Origin of the sequence: Streptomyces coeruleorubidus (genome assembly GCF_028885415.1) — a bacterium.
Classification (GTDB): Bacteria; Actinomycetota; Actinomycetes; order Streptomycetales; family Streptomycetaceae; genus Streptomyces; species Streptomyces coeruleorubidus_A.
Window position 1 is genome coordinate 2,592,903 of the sequence record NZ_CP118527.1, and the last position, 26,434, is coordinate 2,619,336.

Sequence of the window (26,434 nt, forward strand, 5' to 3'; positions counted from 1 at the left end):
GCCTGTCAGTCACGCGTTCGAATGGTCGTAAGGCCGACATATCGCGGCCAGTTGTCCACAGTCGAGTGACACGAATCGGTAACGGCAGCAAGAATGCGGGAGTGGCGTCGCGCGGAACTTTTCACGCGTGGTGTCCGTGGTTCGGGGTGGGCCGGCCCGCGTCTTGGGGCGTCGGCCCGGGAAAATGGGGTATCCCGTGCTCCCTGGGAGCAAGGGAAAGGCCGAGGAGGGCCGGGTGACGACCTATGACGATCGAGCGAGCCTCACTGATCTGACCGCCGTGGTGGAGCGCGTGCGGGAGTCGGTGGAAGGCGTGATCGAGGGCAAGCCCGAGGTCGTACGGCTCTCGCTGACCGTGCTGCTCGCCGAGGGACACCTGCTGATCGAGGACGTCCCGGGCGTCGGCAAGACGATGCTCGCCAAGGCACTGGCGCGGACCATCGACTGCTCGGTGCGGCGCATCCAGTTCACGCCCGACCTGCTGCCCTCGGACATCACCGGTGTGTCCATATGGGACCAGCAGCGCCGCGACTTCGAGTTCAAGCCGGGCGCGATCTTCGCGCAGGTCGTGATCGGCGACGAGATCAACCGCGCCTCGCCCAAGACGCAGTCCGCGCTCCTGGAGTCCATGGAGGAGCGCCAGGTCACCATCGACGGCAAGACCTACGAACTGCCCAGCCCCTTCATGGTGGTGGCGACGCAGAACCCGGTCGAGATGGAGGGCACCTACCCGCTGCCGGAGGCCCAGCGCGACCGCTTCATGGCCCGGGTCTCGGTCGGTTACCCGAGCGCCGAGGCCGAGCTTCAGATGCTGGACGTGCACGGCGGTGTCTCGCCGCTGGAGGACCTCCAGCCCGTGGCCCACGCGCACGAGATCCTCAAGCTGATCGAGGCGGTGCGCGGCGTCCACGTCGCCGAGCCGGTCCGGCGCTACGCGGTCGACCTGGTCGGCGCCACGCGCACGCACCCCGATCTGAGACTGGGCGCCTCCCCGCGCGCGACGCTGCACCTGCTGCGCGCGGCGAAGGCGTCCGCGGCCCTGAGCGGCCGGGAGTACGCGCTGCCGGACGACGTGCAGGCACTCGCCGTCGCCGTCCTGGCCCACCGTCTGCTGCCCACCGCCCAGGCCCAGCTCAACCGCCGCACCGCCGAGCAGGTCGTCGAGGAGATCCTCCAGCGCACCCCAGTGCCGTCGGCGCCGCAGCAGCAGAGCGGCCTCGGTGCTGTGGGCCGTACGGCGCCCGCGTATCCCTCGCACCCGCCGCGGAGGCTGTGATGACCACCGCGGGGACGGGGCAGTCGGAGGCCGACCGGGGCGAGAAGGGCGGCATCCGCACCGCCCTGGCCGGTCTGACCACCCGCGGACGCTCCTTCCTGGCCGCCGGTGTCGCGGCCGCCGTCTGTTCGTATGTGCTCGGGCAGAGCGACCTGCTGCGCGTGGGTCTGCTGCTGGCGGTGCTGCCGCTGGTGTGCGCGACGGTGCTGTACCGCACGCGCTACCGGGTCGCGGGCAGCCGCCGCCTCTCCCCCGCGCGCGTGCCGGCCGGCGGCGAGGCCCGGGTCCATCTGCGGATGGACAACGTCTCGCGGCTGCCCACGGGCCTGCTGATGCTCCAGGACCGGGTGCCGTACGTGCTCGGTCCCCGGCCCCGTTTCGTGCTCGACCGGATGGAGGCGGGCGCCCGCCGCGAGGTGTCCTACCGGGTGCGCTCCGACCTGCGCGGCCGCTACCCGCTGGGCCCGCTCCAGCTGCGCCTGACCGACCCGTTCGGCATGTGCGAGCTGACCCGGTCCTTCTCCACGTACGACAACCTGACGGTGATCCCGCGCGTGGAGCCGCTGGCGCCGGTGCGGTTCAGCGGCGAGGCGAAGGGATACGGAGACGGGCGGCAGCGTTCGCTCGCGCTGGCCGGCGAGGACGACGTGATCCCGCGCGGGTACCGCTACGGCGACGACCTGCGCCGGGTGCACTGGCGCTCCACCGCCCGCTACGGCGAGCTGATGGTGCGCCGTGAGGAGCAGCCACAGCGCGCCCGCTGCACGGTGCTGCTCGACACCCGGGGCATCGCCTACCAGGGCGCGGGCCCGGACTCGGCCTTCGAGTGGGCCGTGGCGGGCGCCGCGTCCGTGCTGGTGCACATGCTCGAACGGGGCTTCTCGGTACGGCTGTTGACGGACACCGGCAACGCCGTGCCCGGCGAGGGCTCAGACGGCTTCGCGGGCGCGAGCCAGGGGTCGGCGGACGCGGCCGGGCTGATGATGGACACCCTCGCGGTGATCGACCACTCCGACGGTGCGGGTCTGTCCCGGGCCTACGACGTGCTGCGCGGCGGGAGCGAGGGGCTGCTGGTGGCCTTCCTCGGCGACCTGGACGAGGAGCAGGCGGCCGTGGCGTCCAGAATGCGGCAGCGCAGCTCAGGCGCGGTCGCCTTCGTGCTGGACAGCGACACCTGGGTGCGGGAACCGAGCGACGTGTCCGGTCCGTTGGACGGGAGCGAGGAGCGGCTGCGCATGCTGCGCGAGGCGGGCTGGACGGCCCTCGGGGTGCCGCAGGGTGCCTCCGTGGACGAGCTGTGGCGGCAGGCGGACCGGGAGCGCAGGGGGATGGCCGCCGCGAGCGGCGGGGAGGGACCGTCATGAGCGGGCGGGTACGACTGACGCTGGGCGCATGGGCGGCCACGCTGATGGCCGCGTGCGCCCTGCTGCCCCTCGTCAAGCCGGCCACGTGGATCGTGCAGGCGGCCTTCCTGCTGGCCGTGCAGGCGGGCGTGGGTGCCGCGGCCCGCAGGGTGCCGCTGGCGCGCCCGCTGACGGTGGCGGCCCAGGCCGTGGTCACGGTGCTGCTGCTGACGTTCGTGTTCGCCCGTGAGCAGGCCCTCGCCGGGCTGGTGCCCGGACCGGACGCCCTCGACCGCTTCGCGCTCCTGCTCCGGCAGGGCGGGGACGACATCGCGCGGTACGCGATCCCGGCGCCCCTGGAGTCCGACGGCATCCGGCTGATGCTCATCGGCGGCGTCCTGATCATCGGGCTGCTGGTGGACACCCTCGCGGTGACCTTCCGCAGCGCCGCCCCGGCCGGGCTGCCGCTGCTCGCGCTGTACTCGGTGGCCGCGGGGCTGTCCGACGGGGGCACGGACTGGCTGTGGTTCCTGGTCGCGGCGGCCGGCTATCTGATGCTGCTCCTGGCCGAGGGGCGGGACCGGCTCTCCCAGTGGGGCCGGGTCTTCGGCGGTGCCCCGCGCACGGCCGGAGGGGAACCGAGCGGCGTGGCCGCCCCGGTCCGCACCGGCCGGCGCATCGGCGTGGTCGCGCTGGGCATCGCCCTGGTGGTGCCGCTCGGCCTGCCCGCGATGAACGGCGGCCTGCTGGACTCCGTGGGCACGGGCGCGGGCGGCGGCACGGGCGGCGGCGGCACGATCTCCGCCGTGAACCCACTGGTCTCGCTGCGCGACAACCTGAACGTGGACGAGGACCGGCAGGTCCTCTCCGTGAAGACGAAGATGGCCGACGTCTCGGACCTCTACCTGCGGATCGTGTCCCTGGACGACTTCGACGGCACCACCTGGAAGCCGTCCCGGCGGTCCATCACCGCCGTGCCCGACGGCACGTTCCCGACCCCGATCGGCCTCGGCCCCGACGTCAAACGCACGGAGGTCGACACCACGATCACGGCGGCCCGCTGGTACGCCCAGAACTGGCTGCCCATGCCGTACCCGCCGAGCGGCGTCGCCATCCGGGGCAACTGGCGTTACGAGCCCCTGGGCATGACCCTGGTCGGCGACCACGGCCAGAACACACAAGGGCTGACGTACCAGGTCAAGAGCCTGGACGTGCAGCCGACGGCGGAACAGCTGGCCTCGGCGGCGCCCCCGCCGGCGGCCATCGTGCGCGACTTCACCAAGCTGCCCGACTCGCTGCCGTCGGTGGTGGCCCGCACCGCCCGCCAGGTCACGGCGGGGGCCGCCAACCCCTACGACCAGGCGGTCAAGCTCCAGGACTGGTTCGCCGTGACCGGCGGCTTCGAGTACGACACCCAGGTGCAGGTCGGCAGCGGCTCGGAGGGGATCGTCCGCTTCCTGAAGGACAAGCAGGGCTTCTGCGTGCACTTCTCCTTCGCGATGGCGGCGATGGCCCGCTCCCTGGGCATACCGGCCCGGGTCGCGGTGGGCTTCGCGCCCGGTTCCCCGCAGGCGGACGGCTCGGTGTCGGTGGGGCTGCGCGACGCGCACGCCTGGCCCGAGCTGTACTTCGAGGGCGTGGGCTGGACGCGCTTCGAGCCGACTCCCAACCGTGGCTCGTTGCCGCCGTACACCCTGCCGGAGAGCCCCGGCAACTCGGTGCCGGACGTGGCGCGCCCGTCCCAGACGACGTCCGCCGCGCCGTCCCCGACGCCCTCGGCGAGCGACAGCTGCACGCCGGAGCAGAAGAAGCTGGACGGCGGGTGCGCGAGCGAGTCCCCGCAGGCGGTGCTGCCCAGCGGCGACGACGGCCCGAAGTGGTACGTGATCCTGGCCTGGGCCCTGGCCGGGCTCGCCGTCCTGGCGCTCCCGCTGGCACCGATGCTGTGGCGCCTGCGGACCCGCGCGGTACGGCTGGGGGCGCACGGCCGCAGTGATGCGGACGCGGCGCCGCACACGCTGGCCGTCTGGCAGGAGCTGACCGACACGGCCTGGGACTTCGGCATCGCGCCGGACGAGTCACAGACGCCGCGCAAGGCGGCCGCTCGCATCGTCCGGCTGGGCTCCCTCGACGCGACGGCCGCGGCCTCGGTGCACCGGGTGGCGAACGCGGTGGAGCAGGTCCTGTACGCACCGCACCCCCGCCCGACGGCGGGCCTCACGGAGGACGTCCGCCGTGCGGCAGCGGGCCTGAGCGCCCAGGTCGGCCGCGGCACCAGGCTCCGTGCGGTCCTGGTCCCACGCTCCACCGTGCGTGTGGTGTGGGCGGCGTCGGCCTGGTGGTCGGGCGTGCGGGAACGTGCCCTGGCGCTGCGGCCGACGTGGCGGAAGGCATCGGGGCAGCAGGGCTGACCGGCGCGGGCGACTCGGGCCTGCCGGGGCTTGTGCCCCGGCAGGCCGCGCTGTGTCTGCCTGGAGTCGGTCGGCGATGCCCCGGGCGGGTACGGCGCCGGGCTGGGCGAGGAGCCAGTCGCGCCTGGTACGCATACGTCAGGGGGTGACCACCCACTGGGTGGACACCCCCTGATTCATGTCTTCACATGTCCTGGAGAGCCGCGCTCCGGGCTAATGGCCGCCCTGCTCGTCGCGGCGCTTCTGCCAGCGCTGCTCGATGCGGTCCATCATGGAGCGCCGCTGCCGGCCCTGGCGGCGGGCGGCCGGCTGTCCGCCGGCCCCGGCCGCCTGTTCACCCGGCTTGGGGGCCTTGCGCCAGCCGGTCACGGCGAGCACCGCACAGCCCAGCATGACGAGGAAGCCCACGACGCTGAGCCAGACCTGTTTGGCGACCATACCGGCCATGAGGAGCGCAATACCCACGAGGAAGCCCGCGACCGCCTGGTAGACCCGTCGCCGGGTGTACGTACGCAGCCCGCTTCCCTCGAGCGCCGTCGCGAACTTGGGATCTTCGGCGTACAGCGCTCGCTCCATCTGCTCGAGCATGCGCTGCTCGTGCTCCGAGAGCGGCACGGAGTCCTCCTCATCGTGCAGTCGCCGGGGCGACCCGGGGGGTCTCTTCAGGATAGGCAGGGAATCGCCCCCGTGAAACCCGCCCCTCTGCGCCAATTGGCCAACCGGAACCCGCCATGGACGTCCCGGCTCGCTGAGGCCTACATTCCCCGGCGGCCGACCCGTCATGCCGGAACGGTCTCCCTCGATCATACGGCGCCAAGCCCCCGTTCGGGGGGCCTGTGGCGTACTCCATGCACAGCCCAGGCGCTGATCAGCGGTGGTGCCTCAGGAAGTGGCTCAGGCCTCGATCGACCCATCCGTCTCGATTGCCTCACTGGCCCCAGGAGTCTCACCGAGCACATGAAGCTGCGTGGCCACCGAGTGGAAGGCGGGAAGCTCGGCTGCGGCCTCCTCCAGCTTCAGCAGCTCCTCCAGGGCGCCGGGCTCGGTGTCGACGAGGACGCCGGGCACGAGGTCGGCGAAGACCCGCACGCCGTGCACGGCGCCGACACGCAGGCCCGCGCCCTCGACCAGTCCCGTGAGCTGGTCGGCGGTGAAGCGGCGTGGGACGGGGTCACCCATGCCCCATCGCCCGTTCGGGTCGTCGAGCGCCTGCCGGGCCTCCTTGAAGTGACCGGCGAGGGCGCGGGCCAGCACGGCACCGCCCAGACCGGCGGCGAGCAGGCTGAGCACGCCCTCCGAGCGCAGGGCGGCCACCGCGTTGCGGACGCCCTCGGCCGGGTCGTCCACGTACTCCAGGACGCCGTGGCACAGCACCACGTCGTAGCCACCGCGCTCGGCCACGTCGAAGAGGCCGTGGGCGTCGCCCTGCACGCCCTTCACCCGGTCGGCGACTCCTGCCTCGGCGGCGCGGCGCTCCAGGGCGAACAGCGCGTTGGGGCTGGGGTCGACGACGGTGACCCGGTGGCCGAGACGGGCGACGGGCACCGCGAACTTGCCGCTGCCGCCCCCGGTGTCGAGGACGTCCAGCGACTCCCGACCCGTGGCCTTGACCTGGCGGTCCAGGGCGTCCTTGAGGACCTCCCAGACCACGGCGGTACGGAGTGAGGCGCGGGGGCGCATCGGGTCCGACACGGCAGTTGACTCCTCGGCGCGGCACCGCCTCTTGCACGGCGGAGCGAACGGGGTGCCTTCCCCGGCCCCGGCGACGGGGAGGGAAGACTTCAGGCGTCCCCCACCCTATTGCCTCCGGGAGAGCAGCCGGGATTGCCCGGTCCCCCCATCCGAACACGCGTCGGCACGGCCGGGCGGACACGCGCCGCCGGTGCCCGCTCAGCCCGCGTCCGGCATGTCCCGCCCCTCCCCCGGTCCCTCCGGCTGGTCCTGGTCCGGGCGGGGCTGCGGGAGGACCGGCTGGAGGACCAGCATGCGCTCGACGAGGCGCAGGAACATCGCCACGTCCCGTATCAGGTCGTCGGCGTCCCGGCTGCTGGCCGCGTCCTGGATGCCCGCCTCGGCCCGGGCGCGGCGCCGGGCGCCGGAGGCGAACAACGCGCTCCACTCGGACAGTTCGGGCGCGATCTCGGGGAGCACTTCCCAGGCGCTCCTGATCTTGGCCCGGGCCCGGGGCGAGGTCTCCGGCCGCCCACGGGCGGCGAGCACGGCGGCGGCGGTGCGCAGGGCGGCGAGATGGGCCGTCGCGTAGCGCTCGTTCGGTGTTTCCAGGACGGCGGCCTCGTCGAGGCCGGCGCGGGCCTGGGCGAGCAGGTCGAGGGCGGCGGGCGGGGCCGTGGCCCGGCGCAGCACGGGGTGCACGTCGCTCGCCGGGCCGGTCAGTGAGGGGGCAGGGCCGGTGGCGCGGCGCCGGCGGGCGGCTGCTGCGTGGTAGCTGGCCATGACGAACCTCCTGTCGTCTGTGTGACGGCACGTCCGGCTAGGAGTGCCGTATGTGACCCATCGTGAGGTATGGCACTGACAATCCGTTCTGACCTGCGGTTTTGCTTCGATCGTAGGTTCGGAGTATTTTTTGCACTGACCAGTCAGTTCAAAAACTTCAGTTCTCAATCGAAGGAGACTCGTGGGGGAACGAGTGGGAGGGGCACGGATCGCCGCCGAGGGCCTTGGGGTCAAAGGGCCGCGCGGGTGGGCGTTCCGCGGGATCTGCGTCGACGCCGAGCCGGGATCGCTCGTCGCGGTCGAGGGCCCGTCCGGGTCCGGCCGTACGTGCCTGCTGCTCGCGCTGACGGGGCGGATGAAGATCGCGGAGGGCACCGCCACCGTCGGCGAGGCCCGGCTCCCCAAGCAGTTGTCGGCGGTGCGCCGCGTCAGCGCCCTGGCCCATGTGCCCGGGGTCACCGACCTCGACCCGGCCCTGACCGTCGGCGAGCACCTGCGGGAACGGGCGCTGCTCCAGCGGCGGTTCGGCGATTCCCTGCGCGGCCTGCTGCGGCCCCGCGGCGAGCGGACGGCACAGGCCGGGCGCCGCGTCGACGCGGCACTGGCCGCCGCCGGTCTCGACCTGGATGCGCTGCCCAAGGGCCCCCGTACCGCCGTGCGCGACCTGGAGCGTGAGGAGGCACTGCGGCTGTCCATCGCCCTCGCGCTCGTCGGCCGGCCGCTGCTGCTCGGGGTCGACGACACCGACCTCAAGCTCTCGGACGGCGAGCGGGACGAGGTCTGGTCCCTGCTCAGGTCCCTCGCCGACGCCGGGACGACGGTCGTGGCGGTGTGCAGTGAAGCCCCCGAGGGTGCCGTCCGGGTGTCCACCCAGGAGAACCGCGACGACAGCGACGATCACCGGGCCGACCAGGCCGACCAGGCCGACCAGGCCGACCAGGGAGAGGAGAAGGCCGATGCGCTCGCCGAGACTGGCCGCGCTTGAGCTCCGCCGCTTCGGCCGGGGCAAGCTGCCGCGCGCCGCGCTGGTCGCGCTGCTGGTGCTGCCGTTGCTGTACGGCGCGCTGTACCTGTGGTCGTTCTGGGACCCGTACGGCCGTCTGGACCGTATCCCCGTGGCGCTCGTGAACGACGACAAGGGGGCGACCGCCGACGGGAAGAAGATCACGGCGGGCGACGACATCACGAAGGGCCTGCACGACAGCAAGACCTTCGACTGGCGTGAGGTGAGCGCCGCCGAGGCCCGCAGGGGCGTCGAGGACGGTACCTACTACCTGTCGCTCACCATGCCCGCCGACTTCAGCGAGCGGATCGCCTCCAGCTCCGGGGACTCCCCGGAGACCGGCGCACTCCAGGTGCGCACCAACGACGCGAACAACTACATCGTCGGGCAGATCTCCCGGACGGTGTTCGGCGAGGTGCGGCAGGCCGCGTCCACGAAGACGTCGCGGTCCTTCCTGGACAGGATCTTCGTCTCGTTCTCCGACATCCACGGCAAGACCGTGAAGGCGGCGAAGGGGGCCGACCAGCTCAAGGGCGGCATCGGGAAGGCCGAGAAGGGCTCCAAGGACCTCGCCGACGGCCTGAAGGACGCCAAGGCCGGCAGCGGCAAGCTGTCCACGGGCCTGAAGCGGCTCCATACGGGCGCGGGCGACCTGGCGGACGGCTCGAAGCGGGTCGCGGAAGGCACACGGAAGCTCGCCGACAAGGTAAACACGACCGCCGACAAGGTGGGCCCCTTCCTCAAGGGCAACGAGAAGACCATCGGAGACACGGCCCGGCTCGTCGCCGACTCCTCCGGTGTGATCCGCAAGCACCTGGACACCCTGGCGGAGACGGCCCCGACCGCCGCCCAGGGCGCCCGTACGGCGTCGGAGACGCTGAACGGCGTCTACGCCAGGCGCTGCGACGACCCCGTCCTGCCCGACGCCGCCTGCGCCGACCTGAAGAAGGCCAAGGACGCGGCGGCCGACGCGGCCGTCATCGCCGACGACGTCAACACGCTGATCGCGGACCAGAACGGCGACCTGACGCAGCTCGACAAGAACCTCGCCACCCTCCAGAAGCAGTCCCAGGCCCTCGCCGACCGCGCGCCGCACCTCTCCGAGGACCTCGACGACGCCGTCAAGAAGATCAACAAGCTGAACGACGGGGCGGCCGAGGTCGCCGCCGGTGCGAAGAAGCTGCACAAGGGGCTCGGTACGGCCAGGACCGGTGCCGTCGACCTGGACAAGGGCGTCGGCGATCTGAAGACCGGCGCGGACGACCTCAGCGGCGGCATGTTCAAGCTCGTCGACGGCTCCGGCAAACTCGCCGGCGGGCTGCACGACGGGGCGGAGCGGATCCCCGACTACGACAAGCGGGACCGCGACCAGCGCACCGAGGTCATGGCCGACCCCGTGCGGCTCGCCTCCCAGGACCTGCACAAGGCGCCCAACTACGGCACCGGGTTCGCCCCGTACTTCATCCCGCTGTCGCTGTGGGTGGGCGCGATGGTGGCCTACATGCTGATCACGCCGATGAACCGGCGCGCTCTCGCCGCGGGCGCCTCGGCATGGCAGATCGCGCTGGCCGGCTGGCTGCCGGTGGTGGCGATCGGGGTCCTCCAGACGGTGGCCCTGATGTCGGTGCTGCACTGGGCGGTCGGCCTGGAGATGGCGCGGGCGGCCGGGACGGTGGGCTTCCTGTTCCTGGTGACGGCGTGCTTCGCGGCGATCGTGCAGTGGCTGAACGCGCGCTTCGGGGCGGCGGGCCGGATCCTCGTCCTCGCCCTGCTGATGCTCCAGCTGACCTCGGCGGGCGGCACGTACCCCGTGCAGACCAGCCCCGGCTTCTTCAACGCGCTCCACCCCTTCCTGCCGATGAGCTACGTCGTCGAGGCTCTGCGCAGGCTCATCACGGGTGGTGGTCTCGAACCGGTGTGGCACGCGTGCGTGGTGCTGACGGCGTTCACCGCCGGCGCCCTCGCGCTGACCGCCGTGGCGGCCCGCCGCCGCCAGGTGTGGACGCTGGACCGGCTGCACCCGGAGCTGAGCCTGTGAGTCCTTCGGTGACACCCCCTGTGGACCCTTCGGTGACATCCCCCGGAGAGGTTCCTGTGACAATCAGGGCCATGGAAAGCAGCAGTGCCGCGTCGGGCGGCAGCACGCGCCGCGAGGCCACCCGGCAGAAGCTCTACGAGGCGGCCGTCACCCTCATCGCCGAGCAGGGGTTCTCCGCGACGACCGTGGACGAGATCGCCGAGCGTGCCGGAGTCGCGAAGGGCACGGTCTACTACAACTTCGCGAGCAAGTCCGTCCTCTTCGAGGAACTGCTGCGGCACGGAGTCGGCCTCCTCACCGCCTCCCTGCGGGAAGCGGCCGAGCGGACCGCCCGGGAGGGCGGCACCAAGGTCGACGCCCTGGACGCGATGATCCGCGCGGGGCTGGTCTTCATCGACCGCTACCCGGCCTTCACGCAGCTGTACGTGGCCGAGCTGTGGCGCACGAACCGGGCCTGGCAGTCCACGCTGATGGTGGTCCGGCAGCAGGCCGTCGCGGTCGTGGAGGACGTGCTGCGCGAGGGCGTGGCGGGCGGCGAGTTCAGCGACGAGATCGACGTCCCGCTGACGGCGGCCGCGCTGGTCGGCATGGTCCTGGTGGCCGCGCTGGACTGGAAGTCCTTCCAGCCGGAGCGCTCCCTGGACGACGTCCACGCGGCCCTGTCCCGGCTGCTCCAGGGACGGGTGAGCGGCTGCCGCTGAAGGCACCCCCGGCGCGGACGTGAAAGCGCCGGTCCGCTGTGGCCGCGTCCCCCGCGGGCCACCACGAACCGGCGCCTTCCTTGCTCCCCCGTTTCCCTGCTCCCCCGTGTGTCCCCCGCAGGACCCCCGTTCGGTCGTCCCCCGGTGCTCCCCCGTGCCTCGCTCCCGCCGACACCGTCGGCGGAAGGAGCGGATCGTGGGCCCGGCCCAGTTCCGGCGCCCCGTGTCGCCGGTACCGGAGCCGTGCCCCTCTCCGTGCCTCCACTCTCTCGTTCTCGCAGGTCGATCCCCATCCGCGCGCGTACTCAACTCCCTCCCTAGGTACGGGTACTCAGCCCTGCGCACGCGGCCCCAGAACACGCCGTGGCCGGCTGGTCACGATCGCCTCCGCGTCCGTACTCGGAGGCTGTCGGCGGGGGCTGTCGGCGGGGGCTGTCAGTGGGGGCCGATAAAGTCCCTGGCATGGCACGGATTGCGGTGATCGGCGCCGGGATGGGCGCCATGGCGGCGGCGGCCCGGCTGGCCGTCGCGGGCCACCGGGTGGTGGTGTACGAGCGGACGGACACGTACGGCGGAGCGCTGCGCCGCTTCGAGCGCGAGGGGTTCTCCTTCGACACCGGCCCCGGCCTGCTCCCGCTGCCCGCCGTCTACCGTGACCTGTTCGTCAAGACCGGCAAGGAGCCGCTGGAGCGTTGCGTCGACCTGGTCCAGGTCGACCCGTCGTCCGGGCACGTGTTCGCGGACGGCACCCGGGTATCGCTGCCGAACGCCTCGCGCGCGGGCGTCGTGGCGGCTCTGGACGAGGCGCTCGGCTCCGGGACCGGGAAGCGGTGGGGCGACTTCCTGGTGCGGGCCCGCGAGGCCTGGGACCGGACCCGGCGGCCCCTCCTGGAGGAGCCGCTGTGGCCGAACTGGCAGGTGCTGGCCGAGCGCGAGCCCTACCCGGCGGTGCCCCACAAGCGGCTGCTGCGCACCCGCCGGGCCGGCACGCTCGCCGAGGTCGGCGCCTGGGAACTGCGGGACGCCCGGCTCACCGCCCTCCTGGAGAGCCACGCCCTGGCGCACGGCCTGGACCCCCGGACCACCCCGGCGAGCGCGGCCGTACTGCCGTACATGGAGCACGCCTTCGGCACCTGGTACGCGCGCGGCGGCCTGCGCGAGCTGGCCCGCGCGGTGTACGAGCGGTGTGTGGCCCGAAAGGTCGAGTTCCGTTTCGGCGCCGACGTGACCGGGGTGCTGGAGAAGGACGGCCGGGCGTCGGGGGTGGAACTCGCCGACGGGACGGTCGCGGAGGCGGACTTCGTGGTCGCCGGTGTCGCGCCCGGCACGCTGGGCCGGCTGTCGGCACAGGCCGTGGTGCGCGGTGACGGCGAGGTGCCGCCGCGGCCCCCGACGGCGAGCCGGCTCACGGTGCTGCTCGCCCTGCGCGGCGCCCGCCCCGAGGGCACGGCACACCGCACGGTGGTGCACGCGGCGCACCGCGAGGCCGAGTTGGACGCCCTGTTCGGCGAGTCGGCGGGGACCACACACCCGACGGTCACTGTCCTGCGGCCCGACGACTCCGGGCTGGTCCCGGACCCGGACCACGAGGCGGTCACCCTCACGACGGTGGTGCCCGCGCGGCCCGAGGAGCCCTACGCCGACCTCGCCGAGAACATGATCACCGTCGCCGAACGCGCCATACCCGATCTGCGCGACCGTCTCCTCTGGCACGAGGTGCGCACCCCGGCCGACATCGCCGAGGCGACCGGCGCTCAGGGCGGTGCGGTGCCGGTGCCCGCCCTGGCGGCGGACGGCGGGCGGCTGCTGCATCCGTCCAACAGCACGCGCGTGCCCGGTCTGTTCACCGTCGGCGGCTGGGCGCATCCCGGTGGCGGACTGCCGCACGCCGGCATGTCGGGCGCGCTGGTGGCGGGACTGATCGTGGAGGGACCGGAGTTCCGGGGCTCCCAGTAGGCTCGCCGCCCCGGCGGCGTTCAGGCTTCAGAAACGGTACTGCTCGTCAGAAGCGGTACTGCTCGTCGAAGCCGTTCCCGTGCGTCTGCTGCTGCTCGTTGCCCTGGTACGGGTACGACTGCTGCTCCGGCGGCAGCTCCTGGCCGTACTCGTCGGTGTCGCGCTGCTGCGGGACCCACACACCGTCGGGCCGGGTCTCGCCACCGTAGGTGCCGGCGTACTGGTCCTGGCCGTAGCCCTGCTGGGCGTAGTACTGCTGGTCGCCGTAGGCGGTGTTGGTGTCGTACGCGGCTCCGCCGTAGGTCGGCGTACCGATGTACGGGTCGGAGTAGGCGGCGTACTGCTGCTGGTCCGTGGCTTCGTAGCCCTGCTGCTGGGCGTAGCCCGAGTAGTCGTAGGCGTAGGACTGGTCGCTGCCCTGGGCCGTGGCGGCGTACTGGTCGTGGGGCGGGCCCGAGGGGTACCCGGTGTCGCCGTACACGCCGTAGGAGCCGGTGTCCTCGGGCACGGGCTGCGGCTCGTAGACGGCGGTGGTCTCGGCGGCCGTCGGGTGGACGGGACGCGACGGGGTGAAGACGTCGTCGCGGTCGTAGTCGTCGTCCTGGCCGTAGGCGGAGGCATCGGCCTCGCGGCGGTAGTCGGCGCCCTCGTCGCCGTAGCCGCCGTCGGCCGTCTCCAGGCCGGAGACCTCGAGGGTCGGCTCCTGGCGGCCGCGCTCACCGCGGCGGCGCTTGCTGCCGCCCAGCATCGGCGCGTTCATCGCCCAGCCGGCCGAGAAGCCGCTGCGGAACGACAGGGTGACGTACGTCTGCCCGACCGCGAAGGCGGCCGCGCCCAGTCCGATCACGACGACGGACGGGATCAGGACACCGACCACGACACCGAGGAAACCGACGAAGGCCAGCAGCCGCCAGCGCAGCCGCGCCTTGTACTGCAACAGCACCTCGCCCAGCAGCCACAGCGCGACGATGCCGAACGCGATGTAGAGGACCGCCCAGCCCATGTACGCCCCTCTCCCAGTCGCCGTTACGCAGTGTGTCGTATACCGGTGCGAACGGTCTAGGCCTGCGGTCGACGGTGCAGGCCCAGGTTCTCGTAGATTTCCAGCGTCGCCGTGGAGTTGTTGAGCGTGATGAAGTGCAAGCCGGGCACTCCCTCGGCGAGCAGCCGCGCACAGAACTCCGTGGCGAATTCGATACCAATGGAGCGTACAGCGGCCGGATCGTCTTTTGCTGTGAGGATCCGCTCTTTCAGGGCGGCCGGGAACGCGGCGTTGGTGAGGGACGGGATGCGCTCCAGCGACCGCGCGCTGGCGATCGGCATGACCTCGGGGATGATCGGGGTGTCGCAGCCGGCGGCCGAGACCCGGTCGCGCAGCCGGAGGTAGTCCTCCGGGTGGAAGAACATCTGCGTGATGGCGTAGTCCGCGCCCGCGCGACACTTGTCGACGAAGTGGCGGACGTCGGTGTCCCAGTCGGTGGAGCGCGGGTGCATCGCCGGGAAGGCGGCGACGCCCACGCAGAAGTCGCCGGACGCCTTGATCAGCTCGACGAGCTCGGCGGCGTAGGCGAGACCGCGGGGGTGCGGCACCCACTCGCCCATCGGGTCGCCGGGCGGGTCGCCGCGCAGGGCGAGCATGTTGCGGATCCCGGCGTCGGCGTACTGGCCGATGATGTTGCGCAGGTCGGCCACCGAGTGGTCGACCGCCGTGAGGTGCGCGATGGGCGTGAGGGTGGTGTCGGAGGCGATCGCCTCGGTCGCCTTGACCGTGCCCGCGCGGGTGGAACCGCCCGCGCCGTAGGTCACGGAGACGAAGTCGGGCGCCACGGCCTCGACCCGGCGCAGCGCGTTCCACAGGTTCCGCTCGCCCTTCGGGGTCTTCGGGGCGTAGAACTCGAACGAGTACGTCGTTTTGCCGGTCGCGAGCATGTCGCGGACCGTGCGTGCGTGGTCCGACCTGATGGATGCGGTGCCGAGGGCCATACCGGCAGGTTAGTCAGGGGCGGTCGGTCGCCCAACCGGGCGCGGATATTTGACCGATTTGTGTACTTGTTGTCCACCCTTTGGACACCCGGCGTACTACTTCTCCCGCAGCCTCTTCGCGAACTCGGCCGCCGCCGCGCCCGGGTCGTCGGCCTCCGTGATCGCCCGTACGACGACGGCGCGCCGGGCTCCCGCCTCCAGGACCTGGTCGAGATTGCCGAGGTCGATGCCGCCGATGGCGAACCAGGGCCGGGCGGTGCCGAGGGCGGCGGTGTACCGGACGAGTTCCAGGCCGGGGGCGTGGCGGCCGGGCTTGGTGGGGGTGGGCCAGCAGGGGCCGGTGCAGAAGTAGTCCACGCCGTCCTGGACGGCGGCCGCGGCGGCCTCCGACTCGGCGTGCGTGGAGCGGCCGATCAGGACGTCGTCGCCGAGGATCGCGCGGGCCGCGGGGACCGGGAGGTCGCCCTGGCCGAGGTGCAGTACGTCGGAGCCGGCGGCGTGGGCGACGTCCGCGCGGTCGTTGACCGCGAGCAGCTTGCCGTGCCGGGCGCAGGCGTCGGCGAAGACGGCCAGGTGCTCCAGCTCCTCGGCCGCCTCCATGCCCTTGTCCCGCAGCTGCACGATGTCGACCCCGCCCGCCAGCACGGCGTCCAGGAACTCCACGAGATCGCCCTGCCGCTTGCGCGCGTCGGTGCAGAGGTAGACCCGGGCGTCGGCGAGCTGGGCGCGGGTTGTGGCGGTGGCGGTGGTGTCGGCCATGCGTGTCTGTCCCCCTGGTAGTCGGTGGCGTATGGGTGCGGGGTGCGTCTGCGGCGGTGCGGGAATGCGGGTGCACCCGTGGTGTCGTACCGGTGCAGTGCGCCCATGGTGTCCTACCGGGCAGGTGCACCGATGGTGGCGTACGGGCGCGTGGTGCGCGCCTGTGTCGGCGTAGCGGTGCGGTGCGGTGCGCCCATGGTGGCGCACGGATGCGGGCGCACCCGTGCCGGTGGCGTCAAGGCGCGGAGCGGGGCGCCGAGGCGCCCGCGTCTGTGGCGGACGGGCAGGTGCGGCACCCCTTCGCACGGGTATGCCCGCCAGGGCGCCGGAACGCCCCGCTCCGGTGACTCCGGTGCGGGCCCCGCCAGAGGTTTCGCACGGTCCGCCCCAGGCGGCGCCCACGCCCCGGCCGGGCACAAGCGGACCCGTGGCCGGGACCCCACAAGGCCCCGGCCCGCACACCGGGCGGTTCTTCAGGCCCGGTCCCGCTCTTACGGCACCGGACGGTTGTCGATCGAGGTCGGGTCAGACCGCGAGCGCCTGGGCTCGGCGCTTCACCTCCGTGCCGCGATTCTCGCTGAGGGCCTGCGCCGGCGTGCCGGGCAGGCTCGGGTCGGGGGTGAAGAGCCACTCCAGCATCTCTTCGACCGTGAAGCCGTCGTCCCGCAGGAGCGTCAGGGTCCCGGCCAGGCCCTTGACGACCTTGTCCCCGTCGATGAAGGCCGCGGGGACGTGCAGTGCGCGGTTCTCACCACGGCGTACGGCGATGAGCTGGCCCTCCTTGACCAGCTGCCGCACGCGCGTCACCTCGACGCCGAGCTGTTCGGCGATGTCGGGGAGGGTGAGCCAGGCAGGGACGAGAGCATCGATCTTTGCGTCAATCTCGGTCACGGAAACCAGCCTGCCATCCCCCACTGACAGTCGGAAGTCGGGCCCGCCCACCTGGGCGGACACACGCTCCTGTCCGGCTACGCCGTCGCCGCCTTCAACGGCCTGGCCGGGTCCGCCAGCAATACCGGATTCATCGGCGTGCCCGACTCGATCAGGCGGCGCCCCTGCGCCAGGTCCCGGGGGCGCCCCACCGCCAGCAGCGCGACCAGCCGGTCGCCGCGGAGCCAGCAGACCGTCCAGGCCGGTCCGGCCGGGTCGCCCCGCCACAGGGTGGTGTCGGCCGCCGCGTGGTGCCCGGCGTACTGCACGAACCGCCCGAACTGCTCGGACCAGAAGTACGGCACGGGGTCGTACACCGCCGGGGTCTCCCCCGAGGCCCGGCCGACGATGTTCACGGCGACCGTGCGCGGCCCCTGGAGGGCGTTGTCCCAGTGGTGCACCAGCAGGCGCTCGCCGTACCGGCCCGAGGGGAAGGAGGCGCAGTCGCCGACCGCGTACACGTCGGGCGCCGACGAACGCAGGTGCTGGTCGGCCACGATCTCGCCGTGCGTGCCCAGCTCGATCCCGGAGCCGGACAGCCAGGCCGTGGCCGGACGGGCGCCGATGCCGACGACGACCGCGTCCGCGGGCAGCCGCGAGCCGTCGTCGAGAACCACCGCGCCGGGTTCCACACGCTCCACGCGCGCGTGCGTGCGCAGCACGGCGCCCGCGTCGGCGTACCAGCCGGCCATCGGCGCGGCGACCTCGGCGGGCAGCGCCCCGGCGAGCGGCCGTTCGGCGGCTTCCACGACGGTCACCGCGCAGCCCGCCTCGCGCGCGGCCGTGGCGAACTCCGCGCCGATCCAGCCCGCGCCGACGACCACGATGTCGTGCCGGCGGGCCAGCACCGGCCGCAGCCGCTCGGCGTCGTCCAGGGTGCGCAGCAGGTGCACGCCCGGCACGCCCTCCGCCCCGGGCAGCCGGATCGGCTCGGCACCGGTCGCGACGACCAGGACGTCGTACGGCACGGGCCCGTCCTCGGTGTCCAGCTCGTGGTCGCCGGGACGCAGGCCCTGCACCTCGCAGCCGAGCCGCAGCTCGATGCCGAGGGCCTCGAAGTCGACGTCGAAGGCGGAGCCCTCGGACTTGCCGAGCAGGACGGCCTTGGACAGCGGGGGACGGTCGTACGGCTGGTGGGGCTCGGCGCCGATCAGGATCACGGTGCCGGTGAAGCCCTGCTCGCGCAGGGCGACCGCGGTCTGCACACCGGCCATGCCCGCACCCGCCACGACCACGCGCCGCGGCGCGGACGAACCTGGTTCCTGCGTCTGCTCGCTCACCTGATCACCATAGTCAACTGACACTTTGTCAGTCAGTGCTCATGCCCAGTGACCTGCTCCACAACCCTCGTCCCGCTGCCCGCCTGACGGTTCCAGGAGGCCATGGCGGTGGCTCCCTTACTGCGCCGGACGGCATCGGGCTAGGGTGGGTGGCCAACGCAAGGCACTCGCGGGAGCCCGGACGCACCGGGCTGAGAGGGAGGCTGGCGGCCTCCGACCGTACGAACCTGATCCGGGTCATGCCGGCGAAGGGAGGGGCTGGACGCCCATGTCGCGTACGCGAACGTCAGACGTCCTCGTCATCGGGGGCGGAATCATCGGCCTGGTCACCGCGTGGCGGGCCGCGCAGCGCGGGCTCGCCACGGCCGTGGTGGACCCCGAGCCGGGCGGCGGAGCCGCACAGGTCGCGGCCGGGATGCTGGCCGCCGTCACGGAACTGCACTACGGCGAGCAGACCCTGCTCGGTCTGAACCTCGCCTCCGCCCGGCGCTATCCGGACTTCGCGGCCGAGCTCACCGAGCAGACCGGTCACGACCTCGGCTACCGCCGGTGCGGCACTCTCGCCGTCGCCCTGGATGCCGACGACCGGGCCCATCTGCGCGAACTGCACGCCTTGCAGCAGCAGTCGGGCCTGGAGTCGCAGTGGCTGTCGGGGCGGGAGTGCCGTCACCTGGAGCCGATGCTCGCGCCGGGCGTGCGCGGCGGGCTGCGGGTCGACGGCGATCACCAGATCGACCCCAGGCGGCTGGCCGGGGCGCTGGTCGCCGCGTGCGAGCGTGCCGGTGTGGTCTTCCACCGGGTCTGGGCGGAGCGGCTCACCGTCGTACGGGACCGGGCCACGGGCGTCGTCACGGAGGACGGCACCCCGCTGGACGCCGGGCAGGTCGTGCTGGCCGGGGGCAGCCTCAGCGGGCGGCTCGCGGGCGTCCCCGAGGACGTGCTGCCGCCCGTGCGGCCGGTGAAGGGGCAGGTCGTACGGCTGACCATGCCGCAGCGGCACGGGGCGTTCCTGAGCCGGACCGTGCGCGCGGTCGTCCGCGGCAGCCACGTCTATCTGGTGCCGCGCGAGAGCGGCGAGCTGGTCGTCGGGGCGACCAGCGAGGAGCTGGGCTGGGACACCACCGTGACCGCGGGCGGCGTGTACGAGCTGCTGCGGGACGCGCACGAGCTGGTCCCGGGCATCACCGAGCTGCCGCTCACCGAGACCCGGGCCGGACTGCGGCCCGGCTCCCCCGACAACGCGCCGCTGCTCGGCCCGACCGGTCTCGAAGGGCTTGTGCTGGCCACCGGGCACTACCGCAACGGCGTCCTGCTCACGCCGGTCACCGGCGACGCCATGGCCCACGTCCTGGCGACGGGTGAACTGCCCGAAGAGGCCCGCCCCTTCACGCCGAAGCGATTCAGCACCGCCACCGCACTCACGGAGCAGCCCGCATGAACATCTCCGTCAACGGAGAGCCCCGGGACGTCCGGCCCGGCACGGCTCTCGACACCGTCGTGAGGTCGCTCACCACCTCGCCGTCCGGCGTGGCCGCCGCCCTCAACGAAACCGTCGTCCCGCGCGCGCAGTGGCCGTCCACACCCCTGGCCGAGGGGGACCGCGTGGAAGTCCTCACCGCCGTCCAAGGAGGCTGATCATGGCCGACGATCCGTTTGTCCTCGGTGGTACGTCCTTCACGTCCCGCCTGATCATGGGTACGGGCGGGGCGCCCAGCCTCGACGTGCTGGAGCGGTCGCTGGTCGCGTCCGGGACGGAGCTGACGACGGTCGCCATGCGCCGGGTGAACGCCTCGGTGCACGGCTCGGTGCTGTCCGTCCTGGACAAGCTCGGCATTCGCGTCCTGCCCAACACGGCGGGCTGCTTCACCGCCGGCGAGGCCGTCCTCACCGCCCGCCTCGCGCGCGAGGCCCTCGGCACCGACCTGGTCAAGCTGGAGGTCATCGCCGACGAGCGGACCCTGCTGCCGGATCCGATCGAGCTGCTGGAGGCGGCCGAGACGCTGGTCGACGACGGGTTCACGGTGCTGCCGTACACCAACGACGACCCCGTGCTCGCGCGGAAGCTGGAGGACGTCGGCTGCGCGGCGATCATGCCGCTCGGCTCGCCGATCGGCTCCGGGCTGGGCATTCGCAATCCGCACAACTTCCAGCTGATCGTCGAGCACGCGCGCGTGCCGGTGATTCTGGACGCGGGGGCCGGTACGGCGTCGGATGCGGCGTTGGCGATGGAGCTGGGGTGTGCGGGTGTGATGCTCGCCTCGGCGGTGACGCGGGCGCGGGAGCCGGTGCTGATGGCTGACGCGATGCGGCATGCGGTGGAGGCGGGGCGGTTGGCGTATCGCGCCGGGCGTATCCCTCGGCGGCACTTCGCGGAGGCGTCTTCGCCGGCTGAGGGCATCGCTGTGCTTGATCCGGAGCGGCCTGCTTTTGAGTGACCAGGCGTTGGTGCTGGGGGGGTGGGTGCGCAGCCCGGCGTAGCGGGGTGCCGCTTCTTTGGGACGGGCGCCGCCCCAAGCGGCACGACTGCCCGCAGCTGAGTCGGTACGACTGCCCGCAGGCTGAATGGGACGCACGTCACAGGTCCGCTTCAGTCCTGGCCCGAATGCGGACGGGGCGACGGGGTGTCAGTCATGGCTCGTACACTCGCCTGCGTGGACACGACCCTTCAGGACCCCTTGGTCGGGCAGGTGCTCGACGGCCGGTATCGCATCGACGCGCGGATCGCGGTCGGCGGGATGGCCACGGTCTACCGGGCCGTGGACACCCGGCTCGACCGGGTCCTCGCGCTCAAGGTGATGCACCCCTCGCTCGCGGTCGACGGCTCGTTCGTCGAGCGGTTCATCCGCGAGGCGAAGTCGGTGGCCCGGCTGGCTCACCCGAACGTGGTGCAGGTCTTCGACCAGGGCACCGACGGCAGTTACGTCTACCTCGCCATGGAGTACGTCGCGGGCTGCACCCTGCGGGACGTGCTGCGCGAGCGCGGGGCGCTTCAGCCGCGTGCCGCCCTGGACATCCTGGAGCCGGTGCTGGCCGCGCTGGGCGCCGCGCACCGCGCCGGGTTCGTGCACCGCGACATGAAGCCCGAGAACGTCCTGATAGGGGACGACGGCCGGGTCAAGGTCGCCGACTTCGGGCTCGTCCGGGCCGTGGACACGGTGACGAACACCACCGGCACCGTGCTCGGCACGGTCTCGTACCTCGCCCCCGAGCAGATAGAGAACGGCACCGCCGACCCCCGCGTCGACGTGTACGCGTGCGGCGTGATGCTGTACGAGATGCTGACCGGCGACAAGCCGCACGACGGGGACTCCCCGGCCGTGATCCTCTACAAGCATCTGCACGAGGACGTCCCGCCGCCCTCGGCCGCCGTGCCCTCTCTGGCGTACGAGCTGGACGAGATGGTGGCCTCGGCGACCGCCCGCACCCCGGACATCCGCCCGCACGACGCGGTGGCGCTGCTCGCACAGGTCCGTGACGGGCGCGGCCGGCTGACCGTGGAGCAGCTGGACGCGGTGCCGCCGCAGGCCCTCGCGGCGGACCACGACAACGCCGACGACCGTACGAGCGTGATCCCGCGCGCGCTGGCCACGCCGCGCCCGCTGCCCGTCAACGAGTACGAAAAGGAGGGCTCCGCAGCCGCGCTCAACCGCACCAGCCGCTTCGCGTCCCCGCCGCCCCCGCCGTCCCGGCGCCGCTCGGGGCCCCGGCGCGGCCCGATGGCGATCGTCGTCGCCGTCCTGCTCGTGCTCGGACTCGGCGCCGGCATCTGGTACGTCAACTCGGGCCAGTTCACCGAGGTCCCCCCGCTACTGGCGAAGACCCAGGCGCAGGCCGAGGACCGGCTGGCGGACGCGGGTCTGGAGCTCGGCAAGGTCGAGCACGCCTACAGCGACACCGTGGAGCGCGGCACGGTCATCAGCAGCGACCCGAAGGCCGGGACCCGCATCCGGGGCAACGACTCGGTGTCCCTCACCATCTCCGACGGCCCCGAGAACGTGCGAGTGCCCGCCCTGGAGGGCCGGCGGCTGGACAAGGCGCGGTCCCTGCTGAAGGAGGACGGGCTGGAGCCGGGCATGGTCACCCGGGAGTTCAGCGAGGACGTGCCCAAGGGCTCGGTGATCTCCGCACGGCCGGCGGACGGCACGAAGGTGCGCGCGGGCACGGCCGTCGCGCTCGTCGTCAGCAAGGGCAGCCCCATCGACATCCCCGACGTCACCGGTGACGACCTGGCCGACGCCAAGGCCGAGCTGCAGGACGCAGGTCTCAAGGTGGAGGTCGCCACCGAGCGGGTCACCTCCTCCGAGTTCGACAAGGGCCAGGTCGCCAAGCAGAGCCCGAGCCCCGGCGGCCAGGCGGCCGAGGGCGACACGGTGACGCTGACGCTGTCCAAGGGCCCGGAGATGATCGAGGTCCCGGACGTGGTCGGCGACAGCGTCGACGACGCCAAGCGGGAGCTGGAGAACGCCGGGTTCCAGGTCGAGGAGGACCGAGGACTGCTCGGCCTGTTCGGCGACACGGTGAAGGGCCAGTCCGTGGAGGGCGGGGAGACGGCGCCCAAGGGCTCGACGATCACCATCCAGATCCGGTGACGGGGGCAGGCAGGAGCCCGTGGGTAGGGCCCGGCCGGGCGCATGACACCCTGAACGGGTGAACAATCAGCTGTCCGGCCCCTCCCGCAACCCCGTGGGCGGCCACGTCCCCGTGGCCGGTGGGCTCCACTCCGTCGGCCTGTCCTACGCCCGTGATCTGAAGGCCGAGACCGTCCAGGTCTTCGTCGCCAACCCGCGCGGCTGGGCCACTCCGGCCGGCAATCCGAAGCAGGACGAGGCGTTCCGCGCCGCGTGCGAGGCCGAGTCGATCCCGGCTTACGTCCACGCCCCCTACCTGATCAACTTCGGCTCGCACACCGAGGCGACCGTGGAGCGGTCCGTGGAGTCGCTGCGGCACTCGCTGCGCCGCGGGCGGGAGATCGGGGCGCTGGGCGTGGTCGTGCACACCGGCAGCGCGACCGGCGGCCGGGAGCGGTCCGTGGCGCTGAAGCAGGTACGGGAGCACCTGCTGCCGCTGCTCGACGAACTGAACGACGACGACCCGTACCTGCTGCTGGAGTCGACCGCCGGGCAGGGCGCCTCCCTGTGCTCACGGACGTGGGACTTCGGCCCGTACTTCGAGGCGCTGGACGCCCATCCGATGCTGGGCGTGTGCCTGGACACCTGCCACATCTTCGCCGCCGGGCACGACCTGACCGGCCCCAGCGGCATGCACCAGACGCTGGACCTGCTGGTGGACACGGTCGGCGAGGGCCGGCTGAAGCTGATCCACGCCAACGACTCCAAGGACGTGGTGGGCGCGCACAAGGACCGGCACGAGAACATCGGTGTGGGCCACATCGGCGAGGACCCGTTCCGGGCCCTGATGACGCACCCCGCGACCGAGGGCGTGCCGCTGGTCATCGAGACGCCGGGCGGCAAGGAAGGGCACGCGGCGGACGTGGAGCGACTGAAGAAGCTGCGCGACTGCTGAAGACCGCAAAGGCCCCAGAGGCGTCGAAGCCTCGCAGGCCTCAGAGGTCGGGGCCGTCCCCGGCCTCCTCCTGGTACGAGTAGCGCTGCTCCTGCCAGGGGTCGCCGATGTTGTGGTAGCCGCGCTCCTCCCAGAAGCCGCGCCGGTCGGCGGTCATGTACTCCACACCGCGCACCCACTTGGGGCCCTTCCAGGCGTACAGGTGGGGCACGATCAGGCGCAGCGGGAAGCCGTGCTCGGCGGTGAGCAGCTCACCGTCCTTGTGGGTGGCGAACAGGACGTGCTCGGAGGCGAAGTCGGACAGCCGGAGGTTGGAGCTGAATCCGTACTCGGCCCACACCATCACATGGGTGACATCGTCCGCGGGCGGCGCGATGTCCAGGATCGTGCGCGCGGGGACACCGCCCCACTCGGCGCCCAGCATGCTGAACTTCGTGACGCAGTGCAGATCGGCCACGACGGTGGTGTACGGCAGGGCCGTGAACTCCTCGTGGGTCCAGCAGTGCTTGCCGCCGTCAGCCGTGGCGCCGAAGACCCTGAACTCCCAGCGCTCGGACCGGAACTTGGGGACGGGTCCGTAGTGTGTGACCGGCCAGCCGCGCTGCACCCGCTGTCCCGGCGGAAGCCCGGGCTGCGCCGCTCCTGCCGGATCGCGCCCTTCTCCCGATTCGTGTCCCACCGGCTGACCCATGACTCCATCCTGACAGACCTCGGGTGATGCCCCTGACCGGGGCCACCACAAAACAGGGCAATCAGAACTAAGCATGCCCTTACTTAGTAAGTGGAGACTTACTGGACGATCTTCGCTGCCGGTGGAATCATGCGGCGCAACCTGCCAGTTCCCCCGCGTGGAAGGAGCCTCTGCGATGCAGGGCGACCCCGAGGTCCTCGAATTCCTGAACGAGCAGTTGACCGGCGAGCTGACGGCGATCAACCAGTACTGGCTGCATTACCGGATCCAGGACAACAAAGGCTGGACCAAGCTCGCCAAGTACACGCGTGAAGAATCCATCGACGAGATGAAGCACGCGGACAAGATCACCGAACGCATTCTCATGCTGGACGGCCTGCCCAACTACCAGCGGCTCTTCCACGTACGGGTCGGCCAGACGGTCACCGAGATGTTCCAGGCCGACCGCCAGGTCGAGGTCGAGGCGATCGACCGCCTCAAGCGCGGTATCGAGGTGATGCGCACCAAGGGCGACATCACGTCCGCGAACCTCTTCGAGTCGATCCTGGAGGACGAGGAGCACCACATCGACTACCTGGACACGCAGCTGGAGCTCATCGACAAGCTCGGCGAGGCGCTCTACCTCGCGCAGCAGATCGAGCAGCCGAGCTAGGGGCGGGCCCCTAGTGATCTGGTCTTGAGTTCACGTCTCGCCACGTGAGTCGTGGTTCGTTTCAGATTTCGGCTCGGGCGGTGACAGCGGCTGGCGGCTGCGGTCTGCTGGAGGAATGGGGGACAGCAGGCTGCAACCGCTGGTGTTATCCGAGGACGAGCGGCTGGTGTTGCAGGGGTGGGCCAAACGGCGGACAACCGCGCAGGGTCTGGCCAAGCGGGCACGGATCGTGCTGGCGTGCGCGGACGGGCTGAACAACACCGCGGTGGCCGCGCGGCTGGACACTGATCGGGGGACCGTGAGCCGGTGGCGGACCAGATTTCTGCAACGCCGTCTCGATGGTCTGTCCGACGAGCTGCGTCCCGGCGTGCCCCGCACCATCACCGACGCCCAGGTGGAAGAGGTGGTGGTGCGCACGCTGGAAGAGGTGCCCGAAGGCGCCACCCACTGGTCGAAGCGGGAGTTGGCCCGGCGGGTGGGGATCTCACCGACGAGTGTGCTGCGGATCTGGCGGGCCTTCGGGCTGCAGCCCTGGCGCACGGAGACCTTCAAGATCTCTCCGGACCCGCTGCTGATCGACAAGATCCGTGACGTGGTCGGGCTGTATCTCGCCCCGCCGGCGAACGCGGCCGTCTTCGCGGTCGACGAGAAGCCGCAGATCCAGGCCCTGGAACGGACAGCTCCGGTACTGCCGATGGTCCCGGGCATCCCCGAGCGGCGCAGCTTCGACTACGTCCGGCACGGCACCGTGGACCTGTTCGCCGCCCTGAACACCGCCACCGGCAAGGTGATCGGCAAGCTGTCCGCGCAGCACCGGGCCGTGGACTTCCGCGACTTCCTCGACGAGATCGACCGCCAGACCGATCCCGGCCTGGCGGTCCACGTGATCTGCGACAACCTCTCCGCCCACAAGGCGCCGGTGGTCCACAAGTGGCTTCTGGCCCATCCCCGGTTCGAGCTGCATTTCACCCCGACTTACTCGTCCTGGATCAACCAGGTCGAGCGGTGGTTCGCCGAACTACAGCGGCGCTGCCTCGAACGCGGCGTGTTCTGCTCACTCGACGAGCTCAAGACCGCCCTCGAGGACTGGATCAAGACCTGGAACGAGCAGGCCCGGCCCTTCAAGTGGACCAAGACCGCAGACCAGATCATCGACCGCATCTGCCGCTACTGCGACAGGATCTCCGGACCGGGACACTAGGCGGCGTCTTCCAGCTCCGCGAGCACCGGCTGGCCCCGGTCGGCCATTTCACGGCGAGGGCACGCACCCCTGCCCAGGATCGCCTGGATGCGACGTACGCACGACCCGCAGTCCGTGCCCGCCTTGCATGCGGAGGCTATCTGCCGAGGGGTGCAGGCGCCGCCGTCCGCGTGCTGCTTGACCTGCTGCTCGGTGATCCCGAAGCAACTGCACACGTACACGCGGTCCACCTC

Annotated in this window: 24 protein-coding genes and 1 riboswitch; of the genes, 14 read left to right on the forward strand and 10 right to left on the reverse strand. The window is 72.0% G+C overall.

Features of this window, described 5'->3' with window-relative positions; genetic code table 11:
• Positions 1-235 precede the first annotated feature (235 nt).
• From PV963_RS12125 to PV963_RS12135, 3 genes are read left to right on the forward strand one after another with little or no spacing between them, the layout of a single operon-like run.
• The gene (locus PV963_RS12125) at positions 236-1,276 is read left to right on the forward strand and encodes an AAA family ATPase (RefSeq protein ID WP_274815650.1); all 1,041 of its coding nucleotides are present in this window, start codon (positions 236-238) and stop codon (positions 1,274-1,276) included.
• Entirely contained in the window at positions 1,276-2,640 is a 1,365-nt protein-coding gene (locus PV963_RS12130; RefSeq protein ID WP_274815651.1) for a DUF58 domain-containing protein, read from the forward strand. The genes PV963_RS12125 and PV963_RS12130 overlap by 1 nt, the downstream gene beginning before the upstream one ends.
• Positions 2,637-5,030, forward strand: a complete 2,394-nt coding sequence (locus PV963_RS12135; protein ID WP_274815652.1) for a transglutaminase TgpA family protein — start codon at positions 2,637-2,639, stop codon at positions 5,028-5,030. The genes PV963_RS12130 and PV963_RS12135 overlap by 4 nt, the downstream gene beginning before the upstream one ends.
• A gap of 213 nt (positions 5,031-5,243) precedes the next feature.
• Here the strand turns inward: PV963_RS12135 and PV963_RS12140 are convergent, their stop codons facing one another.
• The 3 genes from PV963_RS12140 to PV963_RS12150 all read right to left on the reverse strand — a co-directional run bounded on the left by PV963_RS12140 (position 5,244) and on the right by PV963_RS12150 (position 7,484).
• Entirely contained in the window at positions 5,244-5,645 is a 402-nt protein-coding gene (locus PV963_RS12140; protein ID WP_086604991.1) for a DUF3040 domain-containing protein, read from the reverse strand.
• A gap of 279 nt (positions 5,646-5,924) precedes the next feature.
• Positions 5,925-6,722 (reverse strand): methyltransferase, encoded by a 798-nt coding sequence (locus PV963_RS12145; RefSeq protein WP_274815653.1) that lies wholly within the window; start codon positions 6,720-6,722, stop codon positions 5,925-5,927.
• A gap of 198 nt (positions 6,723-6,920) precedes the next feature.
• Positions 6,921-7,484 (reverse strand): SAV_6107 family HEPN domain-containing protein, encoded by a 564-nt coding sequence (locus PV963_RS12150; protein ID WP_274815654.1) that lies wholly within the window; start codon positions 7,482-7,484, stop codon positions 6,921-6,923.
• 181 nt (positions 7,485-7,665) lie between these two features.
• Here PV963_RS12150 and PV963_RS12155 point away from each other — a divergent pair, with 181 nt between their 5' ends.
• From PV963_RS12155 to PV963_RS12170, 4 genes are all read left to right on the forward strand, one after another.
• The gene (locus tag PV963_RS12155) at positions 7,666-8,469 is read left to right on the forward strand and encodes an ATP-binding cassette domain-containing protein (RefSeq protein WP_274815655.1); all 804 of its coding nucleotides are present in this window, start codon (positions 7,666-7,668) and stop codon (positions 8,467-8,469) included.
• Positions 8,441-10,525 carry a YhgE/Pip family protein gene (locus tag PV963_RS12160; protein ID WP_274815656.1) on the forward strand — a complete coding sequence of 695 codons (2,085 nt, stop codon included), beginning with the start codon at positions 8,441-8,443 and terminating at the stop codon, positions 10,523-10,525. Before PV963_RS12155 ends, PV963_RS12160 begins: the two co-directional genes overlap by 29 nt.
• A 71-nt stretch (positions 10,526-10,596) precedes the next feature.
• On the forward strand, positions 10,597-11,226 hold the full coding sequence (locus PV963_RS12165) for a TetR/AcrR family transcriptional regulator (RefSeq protein WP_059423228.1): 630 nt from the start codon (positions 10,597-10,599) through the stop codon (positions 11,224-11,226).
• Between the two features lie 462 nt (positions 11,227-11,688).
• Positions 11,689-13,182: a phytoene desaturase family protein gene (locus tag PV963_RS12170; RefSeq protein ID WP_274815657.1), complete on the forward strand. Its 1,494-nt coding sequence runs from the start codon at positions 11,689-11,691 to the stop codon at positions 13,180-13,182.
• A 46-nt stretch (positions 13,183-13,228) separates the two neighbouring features.
• On the opposite strand, the gene PV963_RS12175 is transcribed toward PV963_RS12170, so the two are convergent.
• The 5 genes from PV963_RS12175 to PV963_RS12195 form a co-directional block, all read right to left on the reverse strand.
• On the reverse strand, positions 13,229-14,185 hold the full coding sequence (locus PV963_RS12175; RefSeq protein WP_274815658.1) for a hypothetical protein: 957 nt from the start codon (positions 14,183-14,185) through the stop codon (positions 13,229-13,231).
• Positions 14,186-14,241: 56 nt separating this feature from the next.
• Positions 14,242-15,165 (reverse strand): methylenetetrahydrofolate reductase [NAD(P)H], encoded by a 924-nt coding sequence (gene metF, locus PV963_RS12180; protein ID WP_274815659.1) that lies wholly within the window; start codon positions 15,163-15,165, stop codon positions 14,242-14,244.
• 96 nt (positions 15,166-15,261) lie between these two features.
• Positions 15,262-15,924 (reverse strand): thiamine phosphate synthase, encoded by a 663-nt coding sequence (gene thiE / locus PV963_RS12185; RefSeq protein WP_274815660.1) that lies wholly within the window; start codon positions 15,922-15,924, stop codon positions 15,262-15,264.
• Positions 15,925-16,449: 525 nt separating this feature from the next.
• Positions 16,450-16,815, reverse strand: coding sequence for an Rv2175c family DNA-binding protein (locus PV963_RS12190; protein ID WP_059423293.1), 366 nt, complete (start codon positions 16,813-16,815; stop codon positions 16,450-16,452).
• A gap of 77 nt (positions 16,816-16,892) precedes the next feature.
• Positions 16,893-18,134, reverse strand: coding sequence for an NAD(P)/FAD-dependent oxidoreductase (locus tag PV963_RS12195; protein ID WP_274815661.1), 1,242 nt, complete (start codon positions 18,132-18,134; stop codon positions 16,893-16,895).
• A 159-nt stretch (positions 18,135-18,293) separates the two neighbouring features.
• A riboswitch (TPP riboswitch) is annotated at positions 18,294-18,405 on the forward strand.
• Between PV963_RS12195 and thiO the strand changes: the two genes are divergently transcribed.
• The 5 genes from thiO (at position 18,403) to PV963_RS12220 (ending at position 23,657) form a co-directional block, all read left to right on the forward strand.
• Positions 18,403-19,572, forward strand: coding sequence for a glycine oxidase ThiO (gene thiO, locus PV963_RS12200; RefSeq protein WP_274815662.1), 1,170 nt, complete (start codon positions 18,403-18,405; stop codon positions 19,570-19,572). (Overlaps the previous riboswitch by 3 nt.)
• Positions 19,569-19,769 (forward strand): sulfur carrier protein ThiS, encoded by a 201-nt coding sequence (gene thiS, locus PV963_RS12205; protein ID WP_150480373.1) that lies wholly within the window; start codon positions 19,569-19,571, stop codon positions 19,767-19,769. The genes thiO and thiS overlap by 4 nt, the downstream gene beginning before the upstream one ends.
• A gap of 2 nt (positions 19,770-19,771) precedes the next feature.
• Positions 19,772-20,569: a thiazole synthase gene (locus PV963_RS12210; RefSeq protein WP_274815663.1), complete on the forward strand. Its 798-nt coding sequence runs from the start codon at positions 19,772-19,774 to the stop codon at positions 20,567-20,569.
• A gap of 216 nt (positions 20,570-20,785) precedes the next feature.
• Positions 20,786-22,723 carry a Stk1 family PASTA domain-containing Ser/Thr kinase gene (gene pknB, locus PV963_RS12215; RefSeq protein WP_274815664.1) on the forward strand — a complete coding sequence of 646 codons (1,938 nt, stop codon included), beginning with the start codon at positions 20,786-20,788 and terminating at the stop codon, positions 22,721-22,723.
• Positions 22,724-22,781: 58 nt separating this feature from the next.
• Positions 22,782-23,657: a deoxyribonuclease IV gene (locus PV963_RS12220; protein WP_274815665.1), complete on the forward strand. Its 876-nt coding sequence runs from the start codon at positions 22,782-22,784 to the stop codon at positions 23,655-23,657.
• Positions 23,658-23,697: 40 nt separating this feature from the next.
• Here the strand turns inward: PV963_RS12220 and PV963_RS12225 are convergent, their stop codons facing one another.
• A complete protein-coding gene (locus tag PV963_RS12225) occupies positions 23,698-24,348 on the reverse strand; it encodes a sulfite oxidase-like oxidoreductase (RefSeq protein ID WP_274815666.1) in 651 nt (216 codons plus the stop codon).
• A 175-nt stretch (positions 24,349-24,523) separates the two neighbouring features.
• On the opposite strand from PV963_RS12225, the gene bfr reads away from it, so the two are divergent.
• Together bfr and PV963_RS12235 are read left to right on the forward strand one after the other, a co-directional pair.
• Positions 24,524-25,000, forward strand: coding sequence for a bacterioferritin (bfr, locus tag PV963_RS12230; RefSeq protein WP_030051286.1), 477 nt, complete (start codon positions 24,524-24,526; stop codon positions 24,998-25,000).
• 115 nt (positions 25,001-25,115) lie between these two features.
• Positions 25,116-26,201 carry an IS630 family transposase gene (locus PV963_RS12235; protein ID WP_274814345.1) on the forward strand — a complete coding sequence of 362 codons (1,086 nt, stop codon included), beginning with the start codon at positions 25,116-25,118 and terminating at the stop codon, positions 26,199-26,201.
• Here PV963_RS12235 and PV963_RS12240 read toward each other — a convergent pair.
• Positions 26,198-26,431 (reverse strand): (2Fe-2S)-binding protein, encoded by a 234-nt coding sequence (locus PV963_RS12240; RefSeq protein ID WP_020272981.1) that lies wholly within the window; start codon positions 26,429-26,431, stop codon positions 26,198-26,200. The genes PV963_RS12235 and PV963_RS12240 overlap by 4 nt on opposite strands.
• Positions 26,432-26,434 lie beyond the last annotated feature (3 nt).